9 protein-coding genes are annotated in these 13,260 nt (G+C 49.4%); 2 read left to right on the top strand and 7 right to left on the bottom strand.

Going from position 1 to position 13,260, the window contains the following annotated elements:
- Positions 1-122 precede the first annotated feature (122 nt).
- Together ACFQ0N_RS21415 and ACFQ0N_RS21420 are read right to left on the bottom strand one after the other, a co-directional pair.
- Positions 123-2,186 (bottom strand): helix-turn-helix domain-containing protein, encoded by a 2,064-nt coding sequence (locus ACFQ0N_RS21415; RefSeq protein ID WP_379330191.1) that lies wholly within the window; start codon positions 2,184-2,186, stop codon positions 123-125.
- 22 nt (positions 2,187-2,208) lie between these two features.
- A complete protein-coding gene (locus tag ACFQ0N_RS21420; RefSeq protein ID WP_379329975.1) occupies positions 2,209-2,340 on the bottom strand; it encodes a hypothetical protein in 132 nt (43 codons plus the stop codon).
- Positions 2,341-2,505: 165 nt separating this feature from the next.
- On the opposite strand from ACFQ0N_RS21420, the gene ACFQ0N_RS21425 reads away from it, so the two are divergent.
- Entirely contained in the window at positions 2,506-4,086 is a 1,581-nt protein-coding gene (locus ACFQ0N_RS21425; RefSeq protein ID WP_379329977.1) for an extracellular solute-binding protein, read from the top strand.
- Between the two features lie 326 nt (positions 4,087-4,412).
- Here ACFQ0N_RS21425 and ACFQ0N_RS21430 read toward each other — a convergent pair whose 3' ends face one another.
- From ACFQ0N_RS21430 to ACFQ0N_RS21440, 3 genes are all read right to left on the bottom strand, one after another.
- Positions 4,413-5,711 (bottom strand): aspartate aminotransferase family protein, encoded by a 1,299-nt coding sequence (locus ACFQ0N_RS21430; RefSeq protein WP_379329979.1) that lies wholly within the window; start codon positions 5,709-5,711, stop codon positions 4,413-4,415.
- A gap of 27 nt (positions 5,712-5,738) precedes the next feature.
- A complete protein-coding gene (locus tag ACFQ0N_RS21435; protein ID WP_379329981.1) occupies positions 5,739-7,460 on the bottom strand; it encodes a dihydroxy-acid dehydratase in 1,722 nt (573 codons plus the stop codon).
- Between the two features lie 246 nt (positions 7,461-7,706).
- Positions 7,707-8,480 carry an IclR family transcriptional regulator gene (locus tag ACFQ0N_RS21440; protein ID WP_379329983.1) on the bottom strand — a complete coding sequence of 258 codons (774 nt, stop codon included), beginning with the start codon at positions 8,478-8,480 and terminating at the stop codon, positions 7,707-7,709.
- 220 nt (positions 8,481-8,700) lie between these two features.
- Between ACFQ0N_RS21440 and ACFQ0N_RS21445 the strand changes: the two genes are divergently transcribed.
- Positions 8,701-9,900: a M20 family metallopeptidase gene (locus tag ACFQ0N_RS21445; protein WP_379329985.1), complete on the top strand. Its 1,200-nt coding sequence runs from the start codon at positions 8,701-8,703 to the stop codon at positions 9,898-9,900.
- Between the two features lie 163 nt (positions 9,901-10,063).
- Here ACFQ0N_RS21445 and ACFQ0N_RS21450 read toward each other — a convergent pair whose 3' ends face one another.
- Both ACFQ0N_RS21450 and ACFQ0N_RS21455 read right to left on the bottom strand, forming a co-directional pair.
- Positions 10,064-11,641, bottom strand: coding sequence for an FAD-dependent oxidoreductase (locus ACFQ0N_RS21450; RefSeq protein WP_379329987.1), 1,578 nt, complete (start codon positions 11,639-11,641; stop codon positions 10,064-10,066).
- A 21-nt stretch (positions 11,642-11,662) separates the two neighbouring features.
- Positions 11,663-13,189 carry an extracellular solute-binding protein gene (locus ACFQ0N_RS21455; protein WP_379329989.1) on the bottom strand — a complete coding sequence of 509 codons (1,527 nt, stop codon included), beginning with the start codon at positions 13,187-13,189 and terminating at the stop codon, positions 11,663-11,665.
- Between the last annotated feature and the right edge of the window lie 71 nt (positions 13,190-13,260).

Raw genomic sequence — 13,260 nt, forward strand, 5'->3', positions numbered from 1 at the left:
GACAAAAAGGAAACAAAGCGCCGCATAATGCGTAATAGACATTTTGAAACTGATAGATTTTTTCTCTTCAGACCTGATTTTCCGCCAAAAAGAAGAGCCCGAACCGCAACAGAAGGCTCAGGCTATAACTCCATCTTCCGGAATTGGCCGGGAGTGAATCCGGTATGCTTTTTGAACACGCGGATAAAGGTTAGTGAATGCTCGTAACCTACTGCCTGGCCGATCTCCTGCACCGTATGACCGGTTTCGAGCAGCAGCTGGCGCGCTTTTTCCATCCGGACCGTTGTGACATATTCCACAAATTTCACACCAAATGCATCCCGGAACAAGCGGCTCAAATATTTGGCGTTAAATCCAAAAGCTTCACTGACGCTGGCAAGGGATAAATCGGGACTATGCGCATGTTCGCCGATGTACTCTTTCATTTGATACACGAGCTGATGGGTTGATTTCTTTTCGCGCAGCGCATTCATCTTTTGAATCGTCTCTTGCAGTATGAGGCGAAGTTCATTATAAATTTCGTCCAGCGTTTCCTTATGCTCCAGCGCCGCCAGCAAGGCACAGTACGCCTCATCTCTCCATACCCGGTACAGCTCCTCCGGCAAGTCAGCCACTTCTTTTTGCAAATGTTCAATCAATACTTGCATCAGGCTGGACAAATCATCATGGGAGTACAATTGTCCCTGCAAGCCTTCGTACAGCTCCCCTAAATGCGCTTCCCACTCCGCTTCTCCCGCGCGGAACGATTGACTAATCGCCCGTATGCATTGCAACTGGCGGAATAATTCGCCCTTCGGTTTGGCTTCAAGATGTTTGTGCATAATTATCCGATTAATACCCAGCGACGATTTATAGCCCGCCAGAGCGACAGCCTCCCTAAACGAGCCCGCAATCCCCTCCAGTCTGCCAGCCGGCCTGCCGATACCAATCGTAATCGTAAAATCGAGATTTTGCTCTACCCACTGGCGCAGCTGCTCGCAAAACGACTTCGCTTCATGTTCACTTGCTTCATGCTGATGGTACATCGCGAGAATCGCCATCCGATAAGCATCAAACCATTCTACCCAAACGAGGTAAGGCTTCATCTCTGCCATCTCTTGTACAACCTTGCTTAATACATGTTTGAGCAAATGCTGATCGCTGCCATATTGACGCTCAAATTCGGCATAATGATCAACTTCAACCAAGGAGACACTAAGGCCTGTCAGTGTTCGTTCGACGCCCAGCTGTTCCAGTTCACGCTCCCATACCTTCGGATTTGAACCTGCCGCACCTTCCAACATATTGAGAAACAGATGTCTTCGGCGGTACACTATATTTTCCTGATGCTGCTCCTGCAGCATATTCGATTCATCCAGCAGCCCTTCAATTGTCTTTTCGATAAATTTGAATTCATCCAGCTTGCCGCTCTTGCTGCCTTCAGAAGCCTCTGGCATGACATGAGAAATCCGGTTCATGAGCGACAAGATCGGCTTGTAATTTCGTTTGGACACATAAATAATCCAGAGCAGGCCTGCCAAAATCATCACAAAGCCCAGTCCCATCCAGACATAAAATAACGATGAAACCAGCTCGGCAAATCCTCCTTCCCGATTGCCGCTTTTTACTGTCCAATTAGTCTTCGATGAATATACTTCAGAAAGCACCTTGCCAGCATGACCAAGCGCGCCGCCGGTCGAAACGATCGGATTGCCTTCAGCATCAGTTAGTTCCACAAATGTCGATTTCGAATCGGCCATACTTTCGATCAGCTCACGCAGCTTTTCCGTGCTGATATTTACAACGATAATGCTGTAATCGAGCAAATTGCCGATTTTGGCTAGGCTCACAACGAGCTTGCCCTGTCCTGTTCCCTCCCGGTCGATTAATGTCCTGAACGTCCATTGATAGGGTTGTTTACTGCTGACTGTAAGACCGAGAAAGCGCTTGTCGGGAAATGTTTGCAGATCGGAGCGCGTCGATGGCGTCACTACAATCTGATCCAGCGTACGATATAAATAAACAGAGTCAATTAGCGGATTGTTTTTCACAAGCTCTCTCAATACCCGCGATGTCTGGTAATCATCATATTCATTCGTCCGCGGATTGAGGCTGCCGGAAAAATACTGCTTCAGCCCGGCATTGTTTTGCAGCTCATTAAGCATAAGAGCATCCATGCCGTCCAATGTGTGATCAATCAATTTCATCACATTTTGCGATAAGGCTTCATTAGCCTTGATGGCAGATTTTTTGGCACATCTCGTTAATCGTCAAATAAGTCATTAGCAGCAAGCTTAGACTAATAATAAAAAACACTGGCAAATAAGAAAGTAACAACTTGTAGAACCAGTTTCTTTTCATTGGCCCCCCTTGATTTGGCTGCTGCCGAGTAATGTAGTTCTATTATGTGAGCAAAATGTTATTCTGTAAATATGTATTCGTATTTACAACCTGCAGGAAAACAGGTAACATATTTAAGATAAGAAGGAAGCGGTTACATATAAAAGTAAAGGAGGGATGTTACACATGAAGAGACATACCCGCGGTTTGGTGATCATTTCGGCCGCTTTACTGTTTGCCTACTTCTGCGCAGCCTCCCTATTTCTTTACTTGGACAGAATGAACCAGAACGGGGATCGGGCAGCAGCAGCCAGCGTCAGCTCCGGCCAGCCCACACTGCAAATTTTGCTCAGCGGCACATTTCCTTCCCGCCTTGCCGAGCAGGATGATTTTATAAAAACAATAATCGAACAGAAATTCGAAGTCAACCTTGATGTTACAACGGCACCTGCAGGCAGTGATTATACCGCATTGATTGCCGCTAAACTTGCGGCGAACAACCCGCCCGATATGTGGCTCAACATCACATCTGACGGCGGCGCCAAATATACGCTTGATAATGTGCTGGCAGATATGACTTACTATGTAACTCCCTCTACTATGCCCAATTACTTCAAATATTGGATTACGGAAAAGGAATTAAAGGAATATCAGGTTCACAACAAATTTGCGCGCGCTCCGATTCCATATGATAAAAAATCTTATCACGCCTATTATATCCGCAAAGATTGGCTGGATCGGCTCGGTCTCGATATTCCGCAAACCTACGAGCAGTATGTGGCGACGCTTAAAGCCTTTACCTATCAAGATCCGGACAGCAATGGCACTCGGGATACATTCGGCTTCTCTACTTCCGGCAACGGAACGTCGATCTCGACAGATTGGCCGGAATATGTGCGGCATGGTCTGCTTGCTCCCGTCTACTATTCAGAGGGAAAATTGATCGATATGCAGACCGATTTGCGTGTCGGCCGCGTTATCGATGATATTATCAAGCTAACCAAAGAAGGCGTCATCGATCCCGACTGGTTTCTCAATATGGGAACGCAGCATATCGACAAAGCTGTTCAAGGCGAGATTGGTGTTGTGCTGGGGGAAACGTCCGGCTTTGCTCTCGATTCCAATCCCGACAGCCTGCAAGCAAGAAGCAAGGCAATCAATCCGAAAGCGGACTGGATGCCTTTCAACCCGTTTGGCAATAAACAGCCGCTGCGTGCCGAGGTGTCAGCCAATTATCCGTTCGTCTTCTCCAACAATACAGCTGGCGGCGAACCGGAGAAGCTGATGAAGATTGCCGGCATACTGGACTGGCTGGCCAGTACAGAAGGCTTTCTGCTGACCCACTACGGAATTGAGGGGAAGCATTACACGCGCGAAGGCAGCCGCATTACACTGCTGCCAACCTATACGGATAACGAGGCAGCGGCGATGGAGCTTTGGAGCTTCTTCACACCGAACACCCCTGAGATGCTTGGGCTGACGGTCATTGATCCGCGGGTAACGGAGCGTGACAAGCTGGTTTTGCAGACGCTGGCGGACATCCCTGTTTATGAAGGTCTTGGTACAACTTTGACTCCGCCGATCGGTATTGACGTTGAGGAGATGCGCGCCAGACAGGACGAGCTGCAGGTCAAAATGCTATTCTCTGACAAGTCAGGCGCGAATTGGCCGCAATATCGTCAGGAACTGATGAGCAGCTACAATGGCGATGTGATTTTGAAACAGTATGAGAGTAAAATACGCAGCTCCCACAAGGAACGGCAATAATACCTGCGATAACGCTTTAACAAGCCCGCCTGGTTTTCCAGGCGTTTTTTTGTATTGTCAGCAAGCCTCATAACCGTGTAAATTATGATAATGATAATCGTTATTAATTAAATGGGGAGCGACAACCCTTCCTGCAGTCCAAAACGTGAAAAAGTATCCCAGCCGTGAAAAACAATCGCGTGATCGAGATCGACACAGAAGCGTCCACTTACAGCGATCCTATTACTGCTGGCTATCTTCAAGGAGCAATTTCTCGCAAAATCTTAAAAAGCTTCCGACTCCGCCAAGTCATCGCCTGGCAGTGTCAGAAGCTTTGCTATCCATACTTATTTTTTCCCTTTCAACTCGCGCAGTACAGCTTCGATGCTTTCCAGCGTGTAGTCGATTTCTTTGTCGGTATGGCTGTAGCTGATATGGTTGCGCTTGATGTTCATCGGCAGCTTGAAGATGCCTTTTTCCATCAATGCGCGGCGGTATTTGACGTAGAATTCAGCGTCGTTATGCTGCAGATCGGTATAGTTTTTCGGCTCGAAGCCCATAAAATATGTCGTGAAGACAGACCCGAAGCCGGCTACATACGCTTCAATGTCAAGGCGATTCATAATGTCGCGCAGACCAGCGCGCATTTTGTCGCCGAGACGGAAGACATGCTCATGCACAGGCTCGTTCTCCATCATTTCCAAGGTAGCGATTGAAGCCGCTGTGCCCACTGCATGGCCGTTGTACGTTCCTGCGAACCATACATCGCCGCCCGGACGGGTGTTGAAGCGCTGCATATATTCCAGTTTCCCTGCAACTGCTGCGATCGGGAAGCCGTTCGCCATCGCTTTGCCCATCGTTGTCAAATCCGGCGTTACGCCGGCAACCTTTTGATAACCGCCGATATCGTGACGGAAGCCGGTAATAACCTCGTCGAAAATAAGCAGTGCGCCGTATTGATCACAAAGCTTGCGAAGCCCTTCAAGGAAGCCAGGCTGCGGCATAACGCACCCGATGTTATGCGGGATTGGCTCCACAATCAAGGCGGCTACTTCGCCCTCATTCGCCTTGAACGTATCCTCTACACTTTCCAAATCGTTGAAGGTACAAATTAAAGTGTTGTCGATCGCTTCTTCCATCATGCCCGCTGATCCCGGATCGCGCTTGCCGATCATATCCCAGGAGCTCAGCATGTTGCGGGCCACGTAGTCGTGCCAACCATGGTAGCAGCCTTGGAACTTGATCAGCTTGTAGCGCTTCGTCACTGCCCGCGACAGACGAATCGCATGATAGGTTGCTTCTGAACCGGAGTTACAGAACAGCACTTGATCTGCAGAAGGCACATGCTTACAAATTTTTTGCGCCAGCTCAATCTCCAGATCTGTTGTACCCGTACCGTAAAGGTCGGTTTGGCTGAGAGCCTCAATAACTTTATTGTTCACGTATGGATGATTATGACCTAAAATATAAGGGCCGAAAGCAGCTTGATAATCGATATATTTATTGCCGTCAGCATCATAAATGTAGGCGCCTTCGCCTTTTTTGAAGATCAGATGCGGCTCCAGGTTGCGAATGGACGTATGAACGCCGCCTGGCGTATATTTTGTAGCTTCCTCATAAAGTCTTGCGCTCTCTTTAAATTCCATGTTGTGAAACCTCCATATATAGTATCGTTAACCCCGTCCGACAATCGGCGGCACAAACTTCGCATCTTCCTTACTCGCCGGACGAAGGAAATCAAGATCGCAGCCCTCGTCGGCCTGCAATACATGATCGGTAAACATCTTCAGAAATCCCCGCGGATTGCGCGGCTTGAACGGCGGTAAAGCTTGCAGCCGCTCAGCGATTTGCTCATCGGTTAGCTCTACGCGGAGCACACCTTGCTCGACATCGACTTCAATCATATCGCCATTTTGGACTGCGGCCAGATTGCCGCCTGCAGCCGCTTCTGGCGATACATGCAGTATAACGGTGCCGTAGCTCGTACCGCTCATTCTGGCATCGCTGATTCGGACCATATCGTCGACGCCTTCCTTTAACAGCTTAGCAGGGATCGGAATTTCTCCCCACTCCGGCATGCCAAGCGCTGCCGGTCCGCAATTGCGCAAAATCAGTACTGTCGAAGCGTCAACCTCCAGATCGTCGCGTTCCAGCTCATCAAGCATTTCCTCATAATCCTCGAAAACATAAGCTTTACCGCGATGCTTCCACAGCTCTCGCGAACTGGCTGACAGTTTCAATATAGCTCCTGCAGGCGCCAAATTTCCTTTTAACACCTTGATGCCTGATTCCGACTTGAACGGCCGCTCAAGCGGCGCAATAATATGCGGGCTCTCCGGCTTCTTCGTATAAACCTCGCGCAAAGGCTTGCCGAGCGCGGTCAGGCACCCGCCGTCCAACAGCGGCATCAATTCGTATACAACTCCCGCCAGACCGCCGGCATGGAAATAATCGTCCATCCCGTATTCTCCGCTTGGCTGCAAATTGACGATCAGCGGAATGTTGGCCGCTAGCTCCTGATACTGCGCCAGGTTAAGCCGTATTCCAAGCCGGCCGGCAATCGCCGTCAAATGTAGAACCGCATTGGTGGAGCCGCCAAGTGCGGTCAGCAGCTTGATTGCATTGTGGAAAGCCGCTTCTGTCATCAATTTGGAAGGAACCAGCCCTTCCTTCACCATCTCCACGATCCGTTTGCCTGTCTGTTCAGCGGCAATTCTTCTGCGCGAATCCGTTGCCGGAATATCGGACGTTCCCGGCAGCATCATGCCAAGCATCTCGGACATGCTTTTCATTGTTGAAGCGGTGCCCATGACAGGACAGCCGCCAAATGAGCAAGAGATCCCCTTCTCTAGCTCCTTCATTTCCTCATCCGTCAGCTCGCCCGCTTTGTACATATCCATATACTTCCACAGATCTGTCCCGTAGTTAACCGCTTTCCCTTTGAAATAAGCCGTTGCTCGATGTCCGGCAGCAAGCTGCAGTGTAGGCAGGTCGCAGCTGGCCGCCCCCATTAATTGAGCGGGAGTCGTCTTGTCGCACTCACAGAGCAGCACGACACCGTCAAGCGGCAGGGAGCGGATCATTTCTTCCACGTCCATCGACATCAAATTGCGGTAGGGCAGATCAGACGGCTTGTTAAAATCAGCCGCTGTCGTAATCGTATGCATCTCAAGCGGATACCCGCCTGCCATGAGAACACCCTTCTTCACAAACTCTACCAGCTCTTTATGTGGAGCATTGCAGCTATTTAGATCGTTCCAAGAGTTAAAAATGCCGATTATCGGCTTGCCGGCATACGATTCCGGATCATGCCCGCAGGCACGCATCGCTGCCGCATGCTGAAAACGCGTCTCAAATGTCTTGTGATTAAACCATTCTTCACTTCGCAAGCTCATAGTCAACGGCCCCTTAACCCCTTTAAGTATGGAATTCAAAATATTGAATTAAAATTATAATAATGATTATGATCTGAATTTAGCACAGCTTTTATATGATTGTCAACAAGAAGAAACGGCCTGCACTGCCTCAGGCGGACAACAGTTTATTCATTAATTAAAAAAGGACCTTATTCCCACTCGGCTGTGGAACTTAAGGTCCTTTTGCTTATCGTTTTACCTGCCAGGTTCTGATGCTATGATAGGTTATGACAGCTTGCGGTATCCCATTTCTTCAGAGATGCGCTGCGCCGTTTCTTTGATCAGATCGCCAATCGCCGGGAATTTGATGGCCGGCAAATCCTTGCTCAGCGCAGTGATACTGATGGCTGCGATTGTGTTGCCGTCCTCGCCGAACACAGGAGCGCCAATGCAGCGAATCCCTTCCTCCATCTGCTCATCTTCAATGGAGTAGCCGTGTTCCCTGACGAATTGCACATCCTCCAGCAGCTTGGCGGCCGCCTGCTGCCCCTTCACTTCCTCTGCACCGGTTATCGCTGTAATATCAGCCAAGATCATCTCATCGCTCATTCCAGCGGCGAGTGCTTTGCCTACGCCGGAGAGATGGAGCGGCAATGCTTGCCCGGCGCTTGTAGCAAAGCGGACGAACCCGTTCCCCTCGCACTTGTCAATATATACCGCTTTATAATTCATCATAACAGCCAAATGAGCGGTGAATGGCGTTTCCTCCACCAGCCGCTCCAAATGCGGATGGGCAATTTGCTTAATATCATTTTGCTGATAATAGTTCATTCCCCAAGCCAACACACCGTGACCAAGCAAATATTTGCCGTCCTCGCGTTTTTCAACTAATGAATGGCGCTCAAGCGTACTGAGAATTACAAATACGGTTGTCTTCGGTATTTTCAGCTCGGAATGAAGCTCGTTAACATTCATTCTGCCATTTCCGGCAATACAATTCAGTATTGTGATTGCTTTTTCAATCGCTGGCACAGAATAGTCTTTTTTTGTTTTTTCCATCGTCTCGTACGCCCTCCTTATGTCAACATACTAGCATAACAGATAGAAAAACGACAATAACAAACCAATAACTAACCAGGCAACAAACCGAGTAACGAACCTGTTTTCCCTTTGCCGCATGTATTGACCGAATTATCAGCTTGTTTTATTATCAAGATAGCAAATGCTGTTCCGTATTTAGAATGATGTGATTTGAGCTTAGCCATAGAGAGGTGCTATTATGTCTGATTTAGTGGATTATGTACATGTCAGTAACGCTGTTCGCAATACTCTTGATCTGGTATCCATCTCTAGTGTAACCGGGGACACGCGCCAGGTCGCAGCCCGTTATGAGCAAATGCTTCGGGATTCCGGCTGTACAGTAACCCGTTATGATTTGGTACCCGACAACCCTACATTGATCGCTGTTTATGAATCACCGGCTTATGCAGAAGCCGCCGCTTCAAGTGATGAGCTGGAGCGCAAGCGGGCCAAAACCATTTTATTGAACGGACATATGGATGTCATTCCGCTGCCGCATGAGCCGGCAAGAATTGAAAACGGCCGCATATACGGCCGCGGCACCTGCGATATGAAGGGCTCGCTTGCCTGTGCCATTGAAGTGCTGCGCGTGCTGCGCACCTATGGCGAGGATGTGCCTGTACGCCTCATGATTGTAGCCAACAGCCTGCATGAAAGCCCGGGTGGAAGAGGCGAGGATCTGATTGCCCTTACCGAACAGGTGCAGCTGCAAGCCGATGCCGCCATTGTTTTGGAAGGGGCGACCCGCGAATGCACGATTGCACAGCTCGGCTCCGCAACCTTCAATATTACGGTGCGGCGGGCTGGCGAAACGAGCCACCAGCTTTACACGCCAGAAGGAACGCCTCATCCGATCCATGCGGCAGCAGATGTGATCCAAGCGCTGGAACAAGCCAATAAACGTCTGGAAGAGCATTATATTGATGATATCGGATTTGCCTCTTACTTTATCGGCTCTGTGCACTCCGGCACATTTTACAACCAATTCCCTGTCGTTTCGGAGATCGTCGGTGTTCGTCGTTATGCGCCTACTGAGGAGTTTGAAGCAGTCAAAGCCGAGTTCGAAGCGATCCTGCAGCCGATCGCACAGCGGCACGGCCTGTCGATTACACTTGAGCTTGAAAAGGTGCGAGACGGCTATCGCGTCAATAAAGAGGATGCCGCGGTCAAGGCCTTGGTCGCCGCCATTCATGAGGTGCGCGGGATTGATGCGCCGCTGGTCGGCAAAAAGCTGGTGACGGATGCCGGCATTCTCTCCCGCGCATTAGGAATTCCAGTGCTCTGCCACGGTCCTGACGCGATTACGGCGCACGGCGATGTTGAATACGTCGAAGTTCAGGAGCTGGAGCTTGCCATTAAAACTTATCTGCAATTTATCGAGGAATACGTGCGATCCTGATAGCTGGGATTACTAGCAAGGACATTCTACAAAGCATGCATAGTTGTACTGCAAAACGCAGAGGTGCCCTCACCGTCCAATTGTGGCGGGAGAGCCCCTCTGCGTTTTTTTGCCGCTGGATTCTGCAAAAACAAGAAACCAAAAATTGTAATTATTGTATTTTTTACAATTCAATGTTTTCCGGCCAGTGAATTTCCACACCGTTTTGCTGGATAAGCTCCTGAAATGCGAACAAATGATCTTTTTTTTCTCTAACTTCCCTTGGAGCAACTTGATTTATAATCGCATAAGCGCTCAAGTACCCGGCCACCTCGCCAATGTTCCATTCTGTCGGGTGCAGGCGATAACAGCCATTCGTAATTTGCGTCGTGCCTATATTTTTGCACGCAGGCAGCAAGTTTTTGATCCGTACGGGCAGCAGCGCTCCAAGCGGAATTTCATAAGGATAAGTTGGAATATAGAAGCTGCGGTTCGTCTTCGTCGTATGGTGCAAATCAAGGTGATAGCTGCCGACGCCGACGCTGTCCTCATATCGCTTGGTCCCTTGATCCCCGCGCTGTTCGACGCTGACATCATGCTCGGTAATGGTATAGAGCGCTTTGATTCTGCGAGATTCCCGAATATACGGATGCTTGGCCAGGCCGTCATCGGTTCCAAGCACGTCCTTTCGCAGTCTCACTCCGGGATATCCGGCACCGCCATCGGGGCGGGGCGCCTCCGTTTGCAGCCAATAGATCAGGGATAAGCTTAATTGCTTGGCTCCATACAAGTGCCGCTCCCTTTCGGCCGGCGGCACATCAATAATTGAGCCCAGAAAATAGTCATTTTGCGGCCAATTGATCAGGCTAATATCACTTTCATAGATTCCTTCAAACAACGTTTTATCAATAATTCTCCGGTAGGTCCATAACGGGAGCTGCTCGCCCTCATCAGGCAGAAACCCAAACCTCCTCACTTGATCCGTCTTGTTGCCATCCTGCACAAACCAGCTAAACAGCGGATAAGACGAGTAACCCGGTATAAATTGACGCCAAAAATCGTACTGCTCCGGCTTATCAATCGTGTGATCTTCACTCTCCATGTAGTCCAATGCGAACACATAGGTAAAGGCTTGAACATCCAGCGGATCAGCGTGCTCAGACGCATGCGGCTCGCCCGTCTCGCTTCCCGCTTCGGCTCCAATCACATATTCCGCACCGGCCAGCGGAAGCAAATCGCCGCATTCTGTAGCATCGATGAAATAAGCGCCTGTTAATCGCTCCTTTTCCCCGGAAGCCGTATGTTTCACCTGAACCCACTGGATCGCATCCTGATCCGTAAAGGCCTCTTCCGGAACGCAGCCATGCAAAACGGTAATCCGGCCGCTGCTGATATAAGGGGCCAGCATATCCTCTATAATTTGCAGCGCGACTCGCGGTTCATGGCAAATCCGGCTCACCCAGCCGTTTCCCGGGTTTAAACGTTCTTCCTGCTTCGCCGCTGCTGTCAACGGATAATTGTCTCTGTAATATTGCCGCACGCGATTGCGAAAATCGCGGTACGTGCCAGTGCATCCAAAGCTTTCAATCCACGAATGCTCATCAGGCGGAACAGCCTGGCTTGTCAACTGCCCTCCAAGCCAATCTGTTTCTTCCGTCATGACGACCTTCATCCCCATCTTCGCGGCAGCAAGAGCGGCCATGCAGCCTCCTGTACCGCCTCCCAATACGATTACGTCCGCATTTCTTCCGTTGTTCTCCATGAAACACCCACCTTTCTATCCTTATTTCACAGCCGCATACCATTCATTGGCCGCCTTCATCATCTCATCTCCGCCATCTGCCTTCCACTGCTGCAAGAACTCCCCGTATTTGCTGATCGGTTCTGCCCCGGTAATAAATTTGATAAACTCATCCTCCGCAAATTTAGACAGCCTTTGCTTATGTTTGGATACCTCGGCGATCGGCGGGGCAAATGTCAAGGCGTCATAGTAAGTAATTCCTTCAGCATTTTTCCGGAACGTCTCGAAATAGTTTTGTACGAACGGATTTTTGCGAACGCGCGCCTGCCAGTAAACCGGGTAGTTTTCTTCGTCGATTCCTGTCAGCAGGTCGCTGGCAAAGTTCCACTCCTCCTCGAATATGGGAAGAATCGGATAATATTTTCCATCCTCAACTTTATAATGCTTGCCTTCTTCTCCGATTGCAAGCTTTTTGAATATAGATTCCTCGAATTTCTTATCTATATATTTGATCGCTTCTTCTTTATTTGGCGCCCATTTGGGAATGCCGATAAAATATCCGATTCCTCCGGTACCGTTTGCTCCGGCCGCACCGTCCGCATCCTTCATCGGAGGAAGAATGCCGATCTTGGCATCAGGGAAATTGGAGGCAAGGGCATCATTAACCGTCGCCGCATTCCACCAGCCTTCACGGTACATAAATGCCTGGCCGCTCGTAAAACGTTCGATCAAAATATTGGTCTGGTTAATGGCCCACTCCGGATCAAGCAAGCCCTCCGTATATAATTGGTTCATCAACGTCAAATATTCGACCGTCTTCGGATCTTCAACCATATGAATGATCTTATCCCCGTCTACTTTAAACTGGGTGCCCAAACCGTATTTCCAGCCCATCGCAGATCCAATCTCACCCTGGAAAGGATCCTTGCCGCCTGTTAATGGAATCACCTTCTTCTTAAGTTTAATTTCTTTCAGCACATGCAGAAGCTCATCCAGCGTAGCCGGGACCGAAAGATTCAGCTCATCCAGCCAATCCTGCCTGTATATCAGGGAGTAACCGATGCCTATCCCGGCCGAAGATTCGGGGATGGCAAGTATTTGGCCGTCCAGGGTTGCCCCTTCCCAGCTGGTTTGGCCGATCACTTTCTTCATATTTGGCCCGTACTTGTCTATTAAATCATTCAACGGCTCCAATGCGCCCGAGGAGGCAAGCTGGGCAAACTGCACGGAGCCAAGCTTCATAAAATCGTAAGGCTCCTGATTGGCCATCAAGAGATTCAGCTTCTCGTCAGCATTCTCAACAGGCAGCATATCATATTTTACTTCATAGCCTGTAGCCTCTCTCAAGAAATCGGATACGACATTATTGTTCGGATCAAAGCGGTTATAAGGCAAAAGCTGCCGCAGAACCGGTTTTGCCTTGTCTGTTTCGGCCTGTTTCCCTTCAGCAGCATTGCCGCCCGGGGATGCCAAACCTTTATCAGGTTCCTTCTGATCGCTCCCGCTGCAGCCTGCAACCCCGGAAATGATCATAACAAATGATAGCCCAGCAAACAGTTTCCTTTTCATAGCTTTGTTTCCTCCTTTATAATCTCTTATCAACATCCTGTCGGCAGCACAATCCGCGTCTCAGCCAGCTT

It is taken from the genome of Paenibacillus sp. GCM10027626 (genome assembly GCF_042676285.1).
Taxonomy (GTDB): Bacteria; Bacillota; Bacilli; order Paenibacillales; family Paenibacillaceae; genus Paenibacillus_Z.

Coding starts and splice junctions, on each gene's coding strand:
- ACFQ0N_RS21415 (WP_379330191.1), bottom strand. CDS start 2,186: ATGAAATTGATTGATCACACATTGGACGGCATGGATGCTCTTATGCTT.
- ACFQ0N_RS21420 (WP_379329975.1), bottom strand. CDS start 2,340: ATGAAAAGAAACTGGTTCTACAAGTTGTTACTTTCTTATTTGCCAGTG.
- ACFQ0N_RS21425 (WP_379329977.1), top strand. CDS start 2,506: ATGAAGAGACATACCCGCGGTTTGGTGATCATTTCGGCCGCTTTACTG.
- ACFQ0N_RS21430 (WP_379329979.1), bottom strand. CDS start 5,711: ATGGAATTTAAAGAGAGCGCAAGACTTTATGAGGAAGCTACAAAATAT.
- ACFQ0N_RS21435 (WP_379329981.1), bottom strand. CDS start 7,460: ATGAGCTTGCGAAGTGAAGAATGGTTTAATCACAAGACATTTGAGACG.
- ACFQ0N_RS21440 (WP_379329983.1), bottom strand. CDS start 8,480: ATGGAAAAAACAAAAAAAGACTATTCTGTGCCAGCGATTGAAAAAGCA.
- ACFQ0N_RS21445 (WP_379329985.1), top strand. CDS start 8,701: ATGTCTGATTTAGTGGATTATGTACATGTCAGTAACGCTGTTCGCAAT.
- ACFQ0N_RS21450 (WP_379329987.1), bottom strand. CDS start 11,641: ATGGAGAACAACGGAAGAAATGCGGACGTAATCGTATTGGGAGGCGGT.
- ACFQ0N_RS21455 (WP_379329989.1), bottom strand. CDS start 13,189: ATGAAAAGGAAACTGTTTGCTGGGCTATCATTTGTTATGATCATTTCC.